Below are 18,096 nucleotides of genomic sequence, written 5' to 3'. Positions count from 1 at the left end.
TGCCGAAATCAGGCAATAAATTGGCGCAGGGCGAAAGTAGGCCTAACGTCATGCTTTGAGATAGCGGTATTAAGTAAAAACCGTTAGAGTTTTGATATGGCTTGTGACCTGACCAACGTCCAACGGGAAGCATCTTTAGATGACATCCCGTCTTTAACTTTGCACAATGGAAACATAATCCCACAGCTTGGGGTTGGGACCTACCAATTGAGCCCAGAAGATGCCGTTCCGATTGTTTCGGCCGCCGTAGAAATGGGTTATCGTCACTTTGATACCGCTCAGCTCTACCATAATGAAGCAGCTGTGGGTAAGGCCTTGAATGAGGCGATTAAAGCTGGTTTAGTAAAACGTGAAGATCTGTTCATTACTACCAAGCTTAATAACGACTTTCATGAACCTGCCGAGGTCGTGCGCTCTTTTGACCAGTCCCTAAAAGACCTTGGCCTCGATTATGTTGATCTATTCTTGATCCACTGGCCAGTTCCTAAGCTTTACGACGGTCGCTATGACCTAACTTGGCAAACCATGATTGATCGGATCTATGAAACCGAAAAATCAAAAGCCATCGGCGTTTCCAACTTCGAAATTCACCACTTGGAACGAATTATTGATGCCACCGGTTTCGTGCCACATGCTAATCAGATTCAGGCACACCCATACTTCGCTAACAACGAGTTGCGTCAGTTCTGCCAATCCAAGGAAATCGTGGTTGAAGCATGGGCTCCACTTGCTCGTGCCACGGTCTTAAAGGACCCAGTAGTTGAAGAGCTATCGCAACGATTTGAGATTGCCCCAACTGACCTAGTTTTGGGCTGGGCGCTCGCTCGCGGTGACGTGATTTTCCCCAAGACTTCAAAGGTCGCACGCTTGGCTGAAAATGCGCACTGCTTGACGATTGAAATGCCGGCAGAAGCCATGGCCGCAATCGACCAACTGGATAAAGGCGAAGCAGGTCGCTATGGCGATCATCCAGACAAAGTAGACTTCCTCGGTAGATAGCAACTGCTGAGAATAGAACTGTAAATCACTATTTAGGAGGTTCAAATGGCTAACGCTAAGACCCCATCACCCAAGACTGTTGCCAAGAATATTGAAACAAATCCAAAGGAGACAAACATGGCAAACGAAAACCTGCCTGCAAAGGCTGACGTCAAGAAGGATGTCGCTGAACGCGGCACCACCACCATTGCTGATGCCGTTGTTGCTAAGGTCGCTGGCCTAGCATTGGCTGAAGTTAAGGGCGTTTACGCTGTTGGTGGCGGCTTCTCCCGCGCCCTCGGCGCTGCTCGTGAAGCATTCGGCGCTTCCAAGAACATCACCCAGGGTGTTTCCGTTGAGGTTGGCTCCAAGCAGGCCGCTATCGACCTCAGCTTGATCGTCGAATACCCACACCCAATTCACGAAGTTGCTGAAGACGTCCGCAAGACCGTCCTCGGTGCAGTTGAAAACATTGTTGGTCTAGAGGTCGTCGAAGTTAACATCGACGTCACCGACGTTCACGTCCCAGGCGAAGAACCAGTCGAAGAAGAAAAGCCAGCAGAACCTAAGAAGGAAGAAAAGCCAGAGGAGCCTCGAGTTAAATGATGAAACCGTCGTATCTTTGGGCTCTAATCGGGGCTGTTACCGGGGTGCTAATCCTTTGCTTCGGCTGGGGGGTACTCCTGGTCGCTCTGCTCGCCGCGGTCGGCTACCTAGCTGGGCGGCAGCTGGAGGGTAGTCTCGACTTCCGTGCAGCGTTCAACGCGTTGACGGGAAACACAAAGACCACGTCGGACTGAGACAATGACTGAATCCCGTGAAGCCCGGCGTTTGCCGGGCCACACGAATGTCTCCACCCGCGCGGTACATGCCACCATCAAAGGTGCTGCCGCCCAGCACCTTGGGGTGCCAATGGCCGCGATCAACGTGTCTTGTAACCGTGACGAAACCCCGTTGACTGTCAGCTTGAAAACCGCTGTCCCTAACACTTGGTTAGAAGATCCCGGCACGAACGTAATTGCTGCTTTGCAGACTGCTCGTTCGAACCTGCGTGATCACTTGACCGAACTGTTGGGGGCCAAGGTAGGGGTCGTAGAACTCAACATCATGTCGATCTACTACCCAAATCCGGAAGACGCACCCGCCAACAATAGCGGTTCTTCTTTCCGTAACGCCTGGGGACTTTTCTCCTCGGATTCAAGCAACACCAGTGCGCAGTCTGAACCTGAAAGGAGGCGCGTCGAATGAGCCAAAGCAATTCCAAGCTTTACATCAAGTACTTGGCGCGCCGCGCAACCCACTCGTCTCGTGCATGGACCGCCGGAATCGTCGGTTTTGTCGTGGCAGTGATCTCTGGCTACCTACTCGTAGAACTAGTCATGAGCATGCTGGGTTACGGTCCCTTGTTGGCTTCACCCTTGCAAATGTTGGAGTTCGTCCGTGACCTGCCGTCACGGGTGGCTTTGCCATGGCTGGCACTAGTCGGCCTCGGCTTGTTCATTTTGGGTTTAATTCTGCTGATCAAAGCACTTGCAGCTGGTTCGCTTAACCGTCACCAAGTCGACTCCGATCGAGTCACTTGGATCATTGACGACCGCGTCCTCGCTGCCGCAGTCTCTTCGCATCTGCGTCAGTTTGCTGGCCTCGGACAGGGGCAAGTAATCACCAGCGTAGATCGTAAGACTGTAACTGTCACCGTTTCCCCACATGCTGGACGAATCGTTGACAAAACTGCGCTACAAAATGAACTGGTTAGCTTCCTAAGCAGCCAGAAACTAACCACCGATCTACGCCCAGTAGTAGAGGTACAGACTGGAGGTGCACCAGAATGAGGCATTACCCCCGTTTTTGGAACCGTCTAGTCGCTGGTCTTTCCGGCCTACTATTGGTAGCGCTCGGGGTAGTACTATTCGCCGTTCAAGTAGTCCCAATCGTGGCTGACTGGTGGAACCAGTACGCCCCTGAGGTCTTCAACGAACTACGCAAGGTTTTAGCAGACACCAAGATCCCTGATTACAACACCTCTTGGATTACCTGGATCGTGTTGGCTGTCGGCCTCTTGGTATTCGTCCTCGCCCTGGTCACTATCTTTGCCCAGTCCGGCGGACGCACCTACGAAGCATTGCGAGTGAAGGGCGACAAGGAGAACCCTGGTGACATTAACTTGACCACCAAGTTCACCAGCCAGTTCGTGCGTGACCAGCTAGAAGAAATCAATACGATTACCGGGGTGAACGTCAGCACCTGGAAGGTTAAGGGCAATAACAGCCTCTACCTCCGTGTGAAGCTGGCTCCCGGTGTGGACCCGACCGAAGTGAAAGCACCGATCGATGCGCTAGTTACCAAACTAGATGGCATGCTCGGGCACACTATGCCGGTACTCGTCCACGTTTCACCAGGAAGTGCGATTACCCAGACGGTATCGAACGCTCCTCGCGTGAAATAGAGTTCACCACCAGATTAAACCGCCCGTTCACGGCTTGGTATCCTGCCAAAGCAATGGACGGGCGGTAATCTGTGAGTGTTGTGAAGTGCAGTCAAGCAACCGAGCTTGACGCCCACCCCCACAAGGAAAATACCGTGAAGAAGAACGCCCAAAGCGGCCCCACTATCGACAATGATGTGATTGTGCGGATGCCCGATGGAACCGTCAAACAAGTCAATCCGCTAACCGGCACCCAGGTTTGGACCATCCCTGGTCGAGGTCACCGGCCCCTAACCGTGCCAGATCGCATCCCACAGCCTATCGAGGACGGCGCAGAAAAAACTGCCTGTGCCTTCTGTAGTGGGCGCATGCTTGAAACCCCGCCAGAAAAAGCCCGAGTAGTGCGTGACGTCAACGTGCACGGAGATGTCTCTTGGCGAACCCTTCCCGGACAGCTTCCCCAAGACCTAGGCAAGACGGTGGCAGATTTCCGCCGCGTCCCTAACCTATTTGAAATCGTCTCCTACAACTACTGGCATCTTGGCCATGGTCTGGAACCTTCAGAAGAGCAACGTCGCGCCATGGCCGAATACCTTGCCACTCCGGGAGGCTACGACCATATTCTGTCAATCGTCCGCAATAAGCTCAAAGCTTCCGGTTCGAGCGAGGCCGACCTCGAACAAATCAGCGAACCAGAACTGCTACGCGCCGCCTATGGGTTCTTCTGCGGGGGACACGACCTGATTATCGGCCGCCGACACTTCGTGGACGGTGCCACGGATGACAGCCAGCTCGCTGGCGCTGGCACTCTTACTCCTAACGAACACGAACAGTTCATTCGCTTCACCATTGAGTCGATGAAACAGCTCTATGGGCTCCACAAGGATGTCCGTTATGTCGCAGCCTTCCAAAACTGGTTGCGCCCAGCTGGTGCTTCTTTTGACCATCTGCACAAGCAACTAGTGGCCATTGACGAACGCCCCGTGCAAATCGAGGCCGAACTATCCCGCTTGCGCAAGAACCCACAGATTTACAGCCAAATCTTGGCTTACACAGCCTCCCGCGGCTTGGTCTTGGCTCAAAACGACCATGCGGTAGCTCTGGCCGGTTTCGGACATCGTTTCCCCTCGGTCGCAGTATGGCCACTAGGCCAAGCTGCCACCCCTTGGGAATGCACCCCAGAACAAGTGCGAGGTGTTTCTGACCTGCTCCAAGCAATGCACGCCGCCACTGGGGTGGAGGTGCCTTGTAACGAAGAGTGGTACCACTGCCCACCATCCCAGTCAGGCAAGGTCAATATGCGTTGGCGCATCCTCCTCAAATGGCGGATTTCGACCTTGGCTGGCTTCGAGGGCGGGACCCGCATCTACCTGAACACTCTCGACCCATGGGTAATCCGTGACCGTGTCACCGAAAAACTTCTGGAATTGCGAGAAAACAGCGAAAAGCCAGAAGAACAGCGCGACCCCAATCTGCCACTTATTGCCCCAATGCGGATCGGCAAGGAATGTAAAGTAACCCCAGAAATGTTGGGCTAAAAGGACGAAAATGTTCGCGTATTGGTTGGCGTATGCGTTGATTTTGGCCAGTTATCTGGTCATGGTGACCTATAGCTGGCGAACGGATCTACCGACGTGGTGGCCGAAAAGCTTCAGCGTGCTAAGAATCGTGGTGCTGCCACTACTGTCGGCCACGCTCTTGAGCATTTTCCTTGGCGTTACTTGGGTTTATGCCGCTTTGGCTCACCTTTTACTGTTCTGCTGGCCGATCCCGGGCGTTCCCTTGTTAGCTGGCCGAGGGCGAGTCCCAGCCTGGTTACCCGCCTTGCTACGTCCCAAGCCCTATCCGACTCCCAACCAGATTTTTGCGTTCAAAGTTAACCTGAGCATGATCGTGCTGCTACTGGCTGAGTGGTCATTGCTCTCCTTTGTGCCCCAAACCCTGAAGCAGTTCGAAACATGGATCTATTTTGCGGTTTTGGGATACCTGTTGTCGCTCGTGGTTTTCGTGCTATTCCTGTGGCGGATGAAGCAACGCGAAATGGTGGCCTTGTGGGTTCCGGCGCTAGTGTTTGGTTTGCTTGTCCTAGCAGCTTTGCCGCTAGATCGGGCGATTTGTGGCAGTGAAACTATTGCTTGTAGCGCCCACTTTGTCCCGATTTATGGGATAGCTTTCGCTTTCCTCCCACTGGTGATTTACCACGTCTTTGCTGCCAGTAATTTCCTTAACCTGCCAGCCAAATACCAAGACTAAACGCTGGGCCTCGGTAAGTTACCCGATAGGGGAGGCGCTTGGTTCCTGGGCGGGGAAGCGTTTGGGTTTCCGGTGACACGGCCTCGGTTAGTTGCCCGATAGGGCTGCCCGGATGCGCTTGAGACTGGTTTTTTGCGCAGTCCCCAGGGTTTGAGCGAATAGTTGCACTCGGAATTCTTCCAGCAGTTCTTGGGCATGCTTAACCCGAGAGAGCGCCTCGGCCCGTTCTAAACCAGCGGGTAACGCGTTAGCTTCTTCCCGGGCGTGAGCAACCAAATCGCTGGCGGTAGCAAGCTCCCAAGCGAGCCGTTCATCGCGTTTCAGATCGGTGCGAGCAGCGGCAAGTCGCCCTCGGTCAGCAGCCAAATAGCGAGCTAGATGCGGCAACTGACTATACGAATGACGCAAGATAAAACCAGGACCCACCAGCTCTTGCTGATGCTCCTTAATCTCGGCGGCTACCTGCGCCAAATGCAGCGAGCGAATTTCCCGCAAATCCCGTGAAAGTTCATGGGACTGGCTCAAAGCCTGTGCTGCCGCCTGGGCGATTTCAAAGACTCGATCCTCGAAATGCGGCTTAATGGCGGCAACTAACGCCTCGAAGGCCTCCTGAGAACGCACCTGTGAACCTGCCCCAGGAACTCCTGTTACCACCTGCGCCCACTCGGCCACTAAGGAACGAGCTGCGGCAAACTGCAAAGCGTTGGTGAGCTCGGTGCCATTGGCGTACTTCGCAGTCGAAAGCGCCACCGTTTCGGCACTCGACCAGCGGGTAGAAATACGCGTCGACGACAAAGCCAGAGCCGAAGCCGCCAGGACACTAACCGCCAAGACCTGGTCGCGGTCCCGCGTTGCCGGATCTGCCGCCACCGCAAAGCGCACGGTTCCATTTTGGGCAAGTGGCTGATTCGGGGCCAAACCCACATAGCCGCGCACCTTGACTCCGGCTGGGCCCACCGATTCAATAATCGGCGGAATCTGGGTGCTGGAAGAGGCAAGCTGCGGCCAAGTCGACAGGTTAGTTTGGGTCTGCCAATCGGCCGGCAAACCCGCTAGCTGCGTGGCCGGATCGGTTCGCTTACTACCTTTAGCTGCCGGTTTTCCGTTCTGGCTGGCCGAGGGCGCCTCGCCCTTAGCGGCCCGACCCGAAGTGCCTTTGGCCCCCTTCCCCGCTTGGGCACCCTTCGCGCTTTGCTGGCCCGAGCCTGCTTGGCGAGCTTTGGCCTCGGCCATCGCTTGCGCCAAAGCATCCTTGACCACAGAGGAGACAGCCTGCGAACTATCTTTCGCGAACTGTTTTTGCAGGACGGTCAACTCTGGCCCAGTTCCCAAGATGCGTCCATCGGAGGCAACCACGCTAAATCGCGGGCGAACATAATCGGGGAGTTTGCGCTCGACTAGCGCCCAATCATCCTTCGAAATGTGAGCGCCCACCAGGTGGGAGACGACCCGGCGGAAGGCCTGCGCAAAACGTGGTTCGGGTTTAACCCCAGTGCCCTTTGCCGCCCCCTCTGGCTCAACAGACTTTTCGGCTGGCGCTGCCTTCTTTGGCTCAGCTGCGGTGGCCGCACTGGTAGCATTTTCGCCTTGGCTAGTAACCTTGGTGCCCGCCCAGTTAGCGAGGCGAGCCAAGCTCATTTCCAGAGCCGACTCCTCATTGCCGCTACTGGCCGCATTTCCCGCGTTCGCGGCCGCCGACGAGTTGCCGGCTGACTGTTCGTTTTTGCTTTTTTCGCCGAGGGCGCCCTCGGCCAGCAAAGGCTCACCGGCACGAACTTTCGCCAACAAGGGCAACATTTTCTCCGCGAACTGTGGAGCTGGCACCAACTGGCGGCGAATCGGTTTAGGCAGGGCACGGATGGTCTCGGTGACCAAGTCAGCGCGCATGCCCGGGACAAGCCACTCGAACTCTTCAGGACGCAAAGTGGGTAGCACCGCCAACGGCACCTTAATGGTCATGCCATCGGCGGCACGTCCAGGACGATGCTGGTAGGTCACCGGCAATTGCAAGTCGCCAGTCACCCAATAGTCGGGGAAGTCCTTCGAGTTAAAATCTGGCGGCAACAAGTCGTCAATGGACAAGTCCAACTGGTGAGGATCTTCGCGCTGCGCATCCTTCCACCAGCGGTTGAAATGCGCGGCAGAAGTGACCTGCGGGGGAATCCGATCCTCGTAGAATTGCGCCAAAGTCAGGGCGTCAGGCACTAGCGCTGGGTTTCGCACCCGGGAGGCAATCTGCTCAATCTCGGTGAGCACTTCTTGGTTGTGACGCCAGAACTTGTGGTGGCACGACCAGTCGCCCTCGGCCAGGGCATGGTGAATGAACATTTCGCGGGCCAAACCACGAGCCGTGATTGTGCCAAAAGACTGTTGCCCCAGCTTGCCTAATGGCACCTGGCGGTCCGCCACCACGGTCAATCCGTAAAGCATGACTTTTTCGTGCACCATGGCTGCGCCACCACGGCGTGACCAGAACGGTTCCGCATAGACGCGACGCAGCAGATGGGAGCCGGCGGCCTCAATCCACTCGGGCTTAACCACCCCGACCGTGCGGGCGAATAGGCGGGAAGTTTCCACCAGTTCGGCGGCCATCACCCAGTCAAAACGTCCCTTCGCCAGACCCGAACCGGGCCAGATGGTGAAGTGGACCCCGCGGGCGCCCTCGTAATCCTTCTGCTTTTCCGCCCACGAACCAAGATTGGAAAGCAAACCAACCAGCAAGGCTTGATGAATCGCATCCGCATCCACCGTGGTGGCCGAGGCCGTCAACGCCACACAGGCGCGGGCGGTGGCATTTTGGATCCCACCCTCCTGGGCCTCGTGAGAAATCTGGCGAGGGGTAGGCAATTCCAGTGAACCTAAATGAATCCCCAGGGGCTTGGCCAATTGGCGCAACTGCGCGTAAATGTCTTGCCATTCGCGAATGCGCAAATAGTGCAAGAACTCCGATTTCACGGTGCGACGGAACGCCGAGCCCGACAGGTCACGCGAAAGGGTGCGGACATAACGCCACAGATTCAGGTAGGTGATGAAGTCCGACTTCGGGTCAATAAAACGGGCATGAAGCTCATCGGCACTGCCCTGATGATCGATGGGCCGCTCACGCACATCCTGGATGGACAGGGCGGCCACAATCACGCCAACTTCAGTGGCACAACCAGTTTTGGCGCCCTCGAGCAACATGCGACCCAAGCGTGGGTCAATCGGTAGGCGAGCGAGGGTACGACCAATCTTGGTGAGTTTTTGGCCGCCACGACCATCATCTACCAGCGCCCCAATTTCGAGGAGCGAGTTCACACCCGAACGGATGGAACGACCATCCGGTGGTTGCACGAAAGGAAAATCTTCAATCTTGCCCAAGCCCAGTGATGACATTTGCAAAATGACCGAGGCAAGGGAGGTACGCAAGATTTCCGGTTCGGTAAACTCGGGTCGCGCCTCAAAATCTTCTTGCGAATACAGGCGAATGGCAATGCCGTCAGCCACGCGGCCACAACGACCCGAACGCTGGTTTGCCGAAGCCTGACTGATGGCTTCAATCGGCAGGCGCTGCACTTTCGTGCGGGTGGAATAGCGAGAAATACGGGCCAAACCCGGATCGACCACATAACGAATCGAAGGAACCGTCAGCGAAGTTTCGGCCACGTTAGTCGACAGTACGATGCGACGACGAGTGTGCGGGGCAAAAACCAGTTGCTGTTCGGCGGCCGAAAGGCGGGCATAAAGCGGTAGCACTTCCACTGCCCGAGCGGGCACGTTCTTTCTGGCTGGCGCCTTCGGATCCACATAACGGTCGCCCAAATGGTCGGCCAGAGCCTGATCCGTATCGCGAATATCGCGCTCACCCGGCAAGAAGACCAGGATGTCGCCTTCGCCCTCGTCCATCAGCTCGTCACAAGCATCTACAATGGCACCGATCAGGTCGGCTTCTGCCTCCACCTTGACGCCGCCGGACTTCTTCTGGCCATGGTCACCACCGCCAGATTTGGATCCTGCGGGGGTAGTGCTAGCCGGATGGTCGCCCTCGGCTGTCAGCTGGTCAGGAACGAGGGGACGGTAACGAATTTCGACGGGGTAGGTGCGACCCGAAACCGTAATAATCGGGGCAGGCTCACCCTGAGGGGAAGCAAAATGTTCAGCAAAACGTTCCGCGTCGATGGTCGCCGAAGTGATAATCACCTTCAGATCTGGGCGCATCGGCAGCAGACGCGAAAGATAACCAAGCAGGAAGTCGATATTGAGGGAACGCTCATGTGCCTCGTCGACAATGATGGTGTCGTAGCGCTGCAACAGCGGGTCGCCCTGAATTTCGGCCAGCAAAATACCGTCAGTCATTAGCTTGACCAAGGTGCGGTCACTGACTTGGTCGGTAAAACGCACCTGGTAGCCCACCAATTCACCCAGATTGGTGCCCAATTCGTCGGCAATGCGGGTGGCCACTGCGCGAGCAGCCAAACGCCTTGGCTGGGTGTGGCCGATCATGGCTTTGGTGCCGCGACCTAATTCCAAACAAATTTTGGGCAGCTGGGTGGTTTTACCAGAACCGGTTTCACCCGAAACGATCACCACTTGATGCTGGTCGATCGCTTGTTTGATTTCCTCGCGCGCAGCCGAAACCGGCAGCTGGCTAGGATAGGTTAACTTTGGAACCGAGGCCGCACGTGCCGCAACTTGTTCGGGAGTAAAAGTTCGACGTAAAAGTTTTTCTCCCCGAGGGCGTCGGCCGCCCCGACCAGTTCCGCCCTCGGCACGCCTCATGAGGCTGCCGGCTTTCCAATCCGGGCTGGTACCTTGTTCGTGGCCCAGCGAGTGGAGAGTTCAATCAGAGTATCTGTTTGCTCTAAATCGCTGAAATAGCATTCGTGCGCCACGTGGATTCGAGAACCATCAGGCATGATCGCGAAGTTCTCTTGTGCTTGCGACACGATATCGAGTTCCACATCGTCCGCGTCAAAGACAATCAGCACCGGGTAGGGGAGCTCAGACAGGAGGTCCACCGGGTCATTTAGTGACAAGTCAGCTAGAGTTTCGCGAGTAATCACGAACCATTCACGCGGACCATCCGAATCATCAGGGATGCGAGTAGCACCGTGCTTTTCGAGTTCATCTAACTGTTCGGGCGAGAAAATCTGCGACCAGTCAAAGAGCATCGGGCCGGTGATGGGCGAAGTCAAGACCATGGTGTTGACCTGTGGGGGGCGGGCCCGCAAGGCGGTAACCGCACCGAAAGAATGCGCGTGCAAGACCTGACGCTGGTAGCCGCGATCAGCCAACCAGGCACAAACCGAGCGCAGATCTTCCACCTGGTGTGCGATCGTTACCGAATCATCGTCGGAAAGGCCGCACCCAGAAAAGTCAAAACGTAACGTGGAATAGCCGGCGGCCCGGTAGGCACCAGCCAGCTTGTCGAATCGACCACCCGAATGTCGGTCACCTAAAAATGAGTGCGCGAAAACGACGACCGCCCCGCGTGCATCGACCGGTTCGGTCAAGGTCGCAGAAAGACGGACGCCTCTTGGGGTAGTGATTTCTACTTCAGTCACGTCTTAAACCTTAAAGAATAAATAACGAAAATTCTAGGTCTTTCGCCCTTAACTTAGTTTTTGGATAAATATTTGGATAAATTCAGAAATATTCTTGCAAGTTCTTGCACTTTGCCGAGGTGGGGGTCGAAGACATGCTCATTTCCTAACCGAGTGTCTGTCGGTTCACATTCGGTTAGAGGCAAGTGCGGTAACGGGTTCAGAATAATGTTAAAGTTGTGGGCAGTATCTTTTGTTCCGCTTCGATTCTTGGGAGGCTGTAATGGCACGAAAACTTGGCCTTTTGCTGGCTGCGGGGGTGGGTTACGTCCTCGGCAGTAAAGCCGGGCGGGAACGCTACGAACAGATTAAGAACGTGGCCGGAAATATTCGCCAACATCCAGTGGTTTCTAAGCCCCTCGATAAGGCTGCTCAGAATGTTTCCGAGGCCGTGCGCCGCCAAGGCGAAGCCATCACCGATTCGATGGCCGAGGCCGTAAAGTCCCGTCTTTTCGGGGTTTCACCAAATCAGCAGCCAACTAATAAAGCTGAGTACATCGACGTTGAAATCGAAGAAGTGGTAGAGGCCGACGGCACTACCAAAACCCCTAAAGCTAACAAGCGCACCTGGTGGTAAACGTGTCCTCCTCGGAGCAGTTTGGTCAGCCAAAACCGGGGAACCAGGAGAAGACGCTAGCAGGCGAAAACTCGGTGGAACCTACCAAGGAACAAGTGCGTCGTTGGCGTCGTTACTTGGCAGAAGAACGCCACGAAGCGGACACTTACCGCGCGTTGGCACGCAAACGTACCGGGGAAGAACGCGAAATCCTTGAACAGTTGGTGGTGGCTGAAGGTCGCCACGAATCCTACTGGCTAGAGCTTTTGGGCGAGAAGGCAGTACCCGAACCGCGAGTTCCGCTCGGTTCACGCATTCTTTCGACCCTCGCTTTGACTTTCGGTTCCATCTTCGTGCTAGCCATGATGCAGCGCACCGAACAGCGTTCCAGTTATGACATTGACGAGGACGTTCCGGCTCAGATGGCCGCCGACGAGCATGTCCATGGGGAAGTGGTGCGGGCTCTGGCCGCTAAAGGTCGAGCACAGCTATCGGGATTGTTCCGCGCTGCCGTCTTTGGTATGAATGACGGGCTAGTTTCTAACCTAGCTTTGATTTTGGGTGTGGCCGCGGCTGGAGCCGATCCTTCTATGGTGATTTTGGCTGGTGTTTCGGGCTTGCTAGCTGGGGCTATGTCGATGGCTGCCGGCGAGTTCATTTCGGTGAAATCACAGCGCGAGCTGTTGGAAGCTTCGGCCCCAGATCCGGAAGCGGAACTGGTTTTGCCGCAGTTAGACGTGAACGTTAACGAACTGGCCTTGGTTTATCGAGCTCGGGGCTTAAGCGCCGAAGAAGCGCAAGAAAAAGCGGATGAGCAGTTGGCTTCCTTACAGGATGCGCGCAACCAGCAACAAACCCAGAGTCAGTTCGGGGCCGACTATGACGGTTTCGAAGAAGTGGGATCCGCGGTTGGGGCCGCGGCGTCCTCGTTCTGTTTCTTCGCAATGGGCGCCCTCGTTCCCCTGCTGCCTTTCCTCTTTGGACTGACCGGCATGGTGGGCGTGGTTATGGCTGCCATTGTGGTCAGTGCAGTGTTGTTCTTTACCGGTTCGATCGTCGGCATCTTATCGGGACAGCCACCACTTTGGCGTGGGATTCGCCAGTTATTAATCGGTCTGGCCGCCGCAGGTGTCACCTATCTGTTAGGGTTAGCGTTTGGAACTACCGGGGTTTAAAAGACCCACGATTTTGACAGACTTTCTAAGCAATTTGAGGAGCAGGTTTGGGAAGCATTTGGGCAGCAGGCTGGGGTGCCGATAACATCAACATCACCCTAGAGAGCATGTTTCGATACATCGACCTCACCGGTGTGTTTCTAAACGGCATTATCGGTGGACGTCTCGCGAGACAAAAACGCTTCGATGCGGTCGGCTTCCTCGTTTTGGCCATCCTCAGTGGGATGGGCGGCGGCATCATTCGTGACGTCATGCTGCAAGCTGGCCCGCCTTTCGCCCTCACCGACAAGTACTACCTTTACATTGCGATGGCCGGGGCTCTGACCGCGCTCCTGTTCCGCCTTGGCTCCAAGTGGGCGGTACGCTTCGTGATCGTCGCTGACGGCGTGGTTCTCGGCGTTTGGGCGGCCACCGGCGTCATTAAAACCATGAATCTTGGCTTCGGTCCCATGCCAGCCCTAATGATGGGAATGTTGACCGCTATTGGCGGTGGCATGATTCGTGACATTTCGGCAGGTAACATTCCGATGGTTTTCGGGGGTAACTACTTGTACGCCACCCCAGCTGCAGCCGCCTCTTTGACCACCCTTGGCTTCTGGTATTGGGACGAACAGCGACTAGGCATGTTGGCGTCCCTGTTGGTTGGTTTTTCCATTGTGATTTTGGCGCACTGGCGGAAGTGGACTTTGCCGGATGCGGAAGCCTTGACCATTAAGGTTTCGGGCACGCAGCTTAAGCGCATGTTGAAGCGTCAACGTGCCATGACCATTGAACGGGCGGTTGAACAGGCTGTTGCCGCTGCGACTGAAGCAGCTACCGAAGCGGCCTCGGCTGCCGCCACCGAAGCAGCGACCCAAGCGGCGACTGAAGCGGCCACTGAGGCGGTAGAAGCTGCCGTGGAAGCAGCCACCGAGGCAGCCACCCAGGCGGCGACTGAAGCGGCCAGCCATTCTTTGGCCGAGCATACTGAGGGAGTCGAAGGAACCGAGGGCGTGAAGCCAGGAGATGACGCTCGGCAAGCCTGAGTAGGACTGGGGGAATGTAAGAGGCTACCCGTACTGGAAGTTGTTCCTACCCAGCCAGAAGCTGTTCTTGCCCGGCCAGAAGTTGTTCCTACCCGGCCAGAAGCTGTTCTTGCCTGGCAAGAAGTTAGCCTCGGCCGGTTGGAAACTAACTTCCGAGTTTATCCCCAACCTGAACTTTTAAAATCAACCCCTGAACCAGAATCTGAGCAGACTTAACTTATGCAACCGCGATTGCCAAAGTGGCGAAACTACCTCACTGCCGCGCTGGTACTGGGACTGCTGGTCTTTTTCCTTTGGAACCTGCTTGGTCCTAAACTGGCCGCTTTTTGGGGGAGTAGCGATTTTGGTTGGCCGAGGGCGACTGCGCCCGCAGAACTCACCCAGGAAGTGGCCGAAGCCTTCGAACGGATTGAGGTGCGGCAAAATGACCGAGAAGCTGGACCTTATCGTCGGGAAGTGTTCGGAAAAGCGTGGGCGGACGAAAACCACAATGGGTGTGACACCAGAAATGATGTGCTGGCGCGCGACCTCGGTCAAGTAAAGTTTGCCCGCGGAAACTGTAAGGTCGCCAGCGGGGTGTTGGCCGAACCTTATACTGGGGAAATCTGGCAGTTCCAGCGTGGCCCGAAAACCTCGGACTTGATCCAAATTGACCATGTGGTGGCGCTAGGGGATGCTTGGCGCTCAGGCGCGTGGCGCTGGGAACTACCTAAACGACAACGCTTTGCCAATGATCCTTTGAACTTGCTAGCCGTTTCGGGACAAGCAAACCAGGATAAGGGGTCGGCTCCTGCAAACTTGTGGCTGCCACCTAACCAAGCCTTTCACTGCGACTATGTGCTCCGCCAGATCGCCGTGAAAAGCAAATGGGGACTAAATGCCACCAAGGCAGAAAAACAGTCATGGTTGCAGGTGCTTAAAGCTTGCCCCGGCAAAGCCTTACCTACCGAGGCAGCACAACTACCTGCCGAATAAACGCGCGCGGCGAAAAGTTCTGATCCAAGCTAAGCCGTTACCTGCCGAATAGGCGCATGGCAGTTACCCTTATGGGTATGACGATTATTGCTGCTGCTGATGGATCTGCCCTTTCAAATCCTGGTCCCGCCGGTTGGGCCTGGGTGGTTAACGAGTCCTGTTGGGCTGCCGGAGGGTGGCCAAATGGCACCAATAATCAAGGGGAACTCACCGCAGTCCTTGAACTTTTGCAGGCCACAGCCGAGGCCGGACTAGCTGGTGAACCACTACTTATCCAGTGCGATTCCCAGTACGTGATTAACTCTTTAACCAAGTGGCGCTTCGGCTGGAAAAAGAAAGGCTGGAAGAAAGCTGACGGCAAACCGGTCCTAAATGTGGAAATCATGCAGGCACTTGATGCTGCTCTAGCAAACCGGCAAGTCGAATTTGAGTGGGTAAAAGGCCATGCTGGTCACCCCTTGAATGAACTCGCGGATGAAAAAGCCCGCAATGCGGCAACCGCCTACCAGCAAAAGCGTCAACCCAACGAGGGACCAGGCTGGACCCTCGGCAAAAATGGGGACGCCAAGCCGGAAAAACCAAGTGGGAATGTGCCCGCCACAGAAGCGCCAGCTCCGGCCACAGAGGTACCAGCTCCTGTGGCGAAAGAAAAAGCTCCGGCAACTGAAGCCAAAGCAGCCAAGGCTCCCGCAGACCAGAACCGTACAGCAACTAGCGAGCCTAGTCCGCAGGCCGCCCTATGGGAAGCAGACGCCCTCGATTTTTCTGACCCCACCAGCTGGGGAGAAACAACCGATGCTCCCATAAACGGTGAACAGAAAGCTAACGGCAACGAACCCTCCGAAGCTACTACTTCAGTCGCCCCTGCGAGCGAACCCGTCGCAGCTGCCGCCCAAACCGCGCCCGCACCAGATTCGAGCGCAAACGAACCCGGGGCATTCCAAGCCCAGACCACACCGGCACAGGGCTCTTCCACAGACGAAGAAACCGTGCCCGAAGTGGAACAACTGCGCCGCGAAATGGAAGAGTTCGTGATTGAACGAAACTGGCAGCGCTTCCAAGACCCCAAATCCATCCTGCTAGCCATGATGGGTGAAGTAGGGGAGCTAGCTGAATGCTTCCAGTGGCTACCGGCTGACCAAGCTGCCGCCCTCGCCAAAGAAGGGGAGCGAGCCGAAGCGATCCGCGATGAAGTCGCCGACGTTTTCCTCTACCTGCTACAACTCTGCTCCGTCTGTGACATTGACCTAGCTGCCGCCACTCGCGCCAAAGCAGTCAAGAATGCGAAAAAATACCCGGCAGCAGAAACCGCTGCCGCCGCCGGCCCGATTGGCCCCGAAGGAGATAACTTCGCCTCACAAGGCACCAAACTCGCCCCACGCCACACCGACTAAGTATTGGCAGCTGGCGGCCAGACTAAGTTAGCGAGCGCGACTCTCACCCCTTAGCGTCCCAGCTAACAGCCCGTTTTCCCCGTTGCTTTCGCCTAGCCCGTCCCCGCCCTCGGCCAGCAAAAAAACTGGTGGGAATAATTCCGCAAGGGTTCGTGTTTACTCAAATGTAGGCAGCATTGTGCTGCATTTGAGCCGTGGCAAACCGCCACAATCCCATCCTTGAAGGAGTTATCCCGTGGAAAAGTTTGATCTGATCGTTATTGGCTTCGGTAAAGCTGGTAAGACCCTCGCTGGGGCTTACGCTAACGCTGGACACAAAGTCGCAATGGTAGAACGTTCCGACCAGATGTACGGTGGCACCTGCATCAACATTGGTTGTGTTCCTACCAAGGCTTTGGTTCACCGCGCTGAAACCTTCGCCGCTGCTTCAGACAACCTTTCTGCCGAGGTCGATGGTGCCAAGCAGTTCGCTGCCGCCACCACTTTCCGTGGCAAGCTAACTGACAAGATGCGTGCCGCCAACCTCAACATGCTAGAAAGCAACCCACAGGTAACTGTGATTACTGGTTTGGCAAAGTTCACCGGTCCTAAGACCGTTGAGGTTTCTGCTGGTAACGAGACCCTCGAACTTTCCGCCGAAAACATTGTGATCAACACCGGGGCTGTCTCCTCCCTAGTGCCGATCCCAGGTTTGAAGGAAGCCAAGCGCGTAATCACTTCCACCGAAGCTCAGATGCTCGAAACTCGTCCAGCCAAGCTGGCAGTAATCGGTGGTGGCCCCATCGGTGCTGAGTTCGCTAGCCTCTTCGCTACTTTCGGCACCGAGGTACTCCTGCTCGAAGCCGCTCCGAAGCTTTTCGGACGTAGCGATGATGACGTGGCCGAGGCCGCCGTCGAGGTACTCCAGAGCTCTGGCGTTAAGGCTTTTGCCGGCGTCAAGATCACCGAAGTTACCGAAGACGACGACCAGATCACCGTTCACTACGAGAACGACGGTCAGGCCGAAACCTTCACCGCAGACTATGTGCTTGCGGCTACCGGTCGCCGCCCAGCCATCGACGACCTAAACCTAGAAGCCGCTGGCATTGAAACCACTGAACGTGGCGCCGTCAAGGTCGATGATCACCTCCGTACCAACGTGGACGGTGTTTGGGCCGTTGGTGACGTTAACGGTGGCCCACAGTTCACCTACATTTCCTTGGACGACTTCCGGATCGTCCTCGACCAGCTCACCGGTGAAGGCCAGCGTTCCACTGCAGACCGCAAGGCTGTACCTAACACCATCTACTTGTCCGTGCCTTTGGCTTCTGTCGGTATGACCGAAAAGGAAGCACGCGAAGCCGGCAAGAACATCAAGGTTGGCACCAAGCCAACCGCCGCTGTGGCCACCATGCCATGGGCCAAGATCGTGCAGCAGCCAGTTGGTTTGCTCAAGTTCGTAATCGATGCAGATAGCGACCAAATCCTTGGTGCGCAGCTGCTCATGCCGAACTCGCACGAAGTCATTAACCTCGTTGCCCTGGCAATGCGCTACGAAATCACTGCCACCCAGTTGGCCGCTGAAATCTACACGCACCCAAGTGCCACTGAAGGAATCGCGGAGGTAATTTCCGCTGCGAAGTAACTTAAGCTAAACTAGTCGAGGTTACACCAAAGATTAAGCGCCGTTTCTGTTTCCGTGCGGGGACTCAGAGGCGGCGCTTAATACTATCTTTATTAGGTTTTAAGCCGAT

General features: G+C 55.8%; 15 protein-coding genes. 13 read left to right on the top strand and 2 right to left on the bottom strand.

Features of this window, described 5'->3' with window-relative positions; translation table 11 throughout:
• Positions 1-96: 96 nt before the first annotated feature.
• The 7 genes from BK816_RS08760 (at position 97) to BK816_RS08725 (ending at position 5,656) form a co-directional block, all read left to right on the top strand.
• Complete coding sequence (locus tag BK816_RS08760) at positions 97-999, top strand: aldo/keto reductase (protein ID WP_083379202.1); 903 nt, start codon at positions 97-99, stop codon at positions 997-999.
• Positions 1,000-1,044: 45 nt separating this feature from the next.
• The gene (locus tag BK816_RS08755) at positions 1,045-1,584 is read left to right on the top strand and encodes an Asp23/Gls24 family envelope stress response protein (RefSeq protein WP_071164811.1); all 540 of its coding nucleotides are present in this window, start codon (positions 1,045-1,047) and stop codon (positions 1,582-1,584) included.
• 198 nt (positions 1,585-1,782) lie between these two features.
• A complete protein-coding gene (locus tag BK816_RS08745; RefSeq protein WP_071164809.1) occupies positions 1,783-2,226 on the top strand; it encodes a hypothetical protein in 444 nt (147 codons plus the stop codon).
• Positions 2,223-2,810 carry a hypothetical protein gene (locus BK816_RS08740; protein ID WP_071164808.1) on the top strand — a complete coding sequence of 196 codons (588 nt, stop codon included), beginning with the start codon at positions 2,223-2,225 and terminating at the stop codon, positions 2,808-2,810. Before BK816_RS08745 ends, BK816_RS08740 begins: the two co-directional genes overlap by 4 nt.
• Complete coding sequence (locus tag BK816_RS08735) at positions 2,807-3,424, top strand: Asp23/Gls24 family envelope stress response protein (protein ID WP_071164807.1); 618 nt, start codon at positions 2,807-2,809, stop codon at positions 3,422-3,424. The genes BK816_RS08740 and BK816_RS08735 overlap by 4 nt, the downstream gene beginning before the upstream one ends.
• A 188-nt stretch (positions 3,425-3,612) precedes the next feature.
• A complete protein-coding gene (locus tag BK816_RS08730; protein ID WP_071165039.1) occupies positions 3,613-4,941 on the top strand; it encodes a DUF4921 family protein in 1,329 nt (442 codons plus the stop codon).
• Positions 4,942-4,951: 10 nt separating this feature from the next.
• Positions 4,952-5,656, top strand: coding sequence for a hypothetical protein (locus BK816_RS08725; protein ID WP_156982031.1), 705 nt, complete (start codon positions 4,952-4,954; stop codon positions 5,654-5,656).
• A gap of 87 nt (positions 5,657-5,743) precedes the next feature.
• Here the strand turns inward: BK816_RS08725 and hrpA are convergent, their stop codons facing one another.
• Positions 5,744-10,414, bottom strand: a complete 4,671-nt coding sequence (hrpA, locus tag BK816_RS08720; RefSeq protein ID WP_083379201.1) for an ATP-dependent RNA helicase HrpA — start codon at positions 10,412-10,414, stop codon at positions 5,744-5,746.
• Positions 10,411-11,199: an alpha/beta hydrolase gene (locus tag BK816_RS08715; RefSeq protein WP_071164805.1), complete on the bottom strand. Its 789-nt coding sequence runs from the start codon at positions 11,197-11,199 to the stop codon at positions 10,411-10,413. Before BK816_RS08715 ends, hrpA begins: the two co-directional genes overlap by 4 nt.
• Positions 11,200-11,461: 262 nt before the next feature.
• Between BK816_RS08715 and BK816_RS08710 the strand changes: the two genes are divergently transcribed.
• From BK816_RS08710 to BK816_RS08685, 6 genes are all read left to right on the top strand, one after another.
• Positions 11,462-11,815 carry a hypothetical protein gene (locus tag BK816_RS08710; protein WP_071164804.1) on the top strand — a complete coding sequence of 118 codons (354 nt, stop codon included), beginning with the start codon at positions 11,462-11,464 and terminating at the stop codon, positions 11,813-11,815.
• A 74-nt stretch (positions 11,816-11,889) separates the two neighbouring features.
• Positions 11,890-12,969 carry a VIT1/CCC1 transporter family protein gene (locus BK816_RS08705; RefSeq protein WP_071165037.1) on the top strand — a complete coding sequence of 360 codons (1,080 nt, stop codon included), beginning with the start codon at positions 11,890-11,892 and terminating at the stop codon, positions 12,967-12,969.
• Between the two features lie 47 nt (positions 12,970-13,016).
• A complete protein-coding gene (locus tag BK816_RS08700) occupies positions 13,017-13,994 on the top strand; it encodes a trimeric intracellular cation channel family protein (protein WP_071164803.1) in 978 nt (325 codons plus the stop codon).
• A 219-nt stretch (positions 13,995-14,213) separates the two neighbouring features.
• Positions 14,214-14,969, top strand: coding sequence for an HNH endonuclease family protein (locus tag BK816_RS08695; protein ID WP_071164802.1), 756 nt, complete (start codon positions 14,214-14,216; stop codon positions 14,967-14,969).
• Positions 14,970-15,025: 56 nt separating this feature from the next.
• Entirely contained in the window at positions 15,026-16,363 is a 1,338-nt protein-coding gene (locus tag BK816_RS09585; RefSeq protein WP_083379199.1) for an RNase H family protein, read from the top strand.
• Positions 16,364-16,598: 235 nt separating this feature from the next.
• Complete coding sequence (locus tag BK816_RS08685; protein ID WP_071164801.1) at positions 16,599-17,987, top strand: FAD-dependent oxidoreductase; 1,389 nt, start codon at positions 16,599-16,601, stop codon at positions 17,985-17,987.
• Positions 17,988-18,096 lie beyond the last annotated feature (109 nt).

Origin of the sequence: Boudabousia tangfeifanii (genome assembly GCF_001856685.1) — a bacterium.
GTDB classification, from domain to species: domain Bacteria; phylum Actinomycetota; class Actinomycetes; order Actinomycetales; family Actinomycetaceae; genus Boudabousia; species Boudabousia tangfeifanii.
The sequence above is the reverse complement of the archived record's forward strand: the minus strand, read 5'-3'. Positions and strand labels throughout refer to the sequence as shown.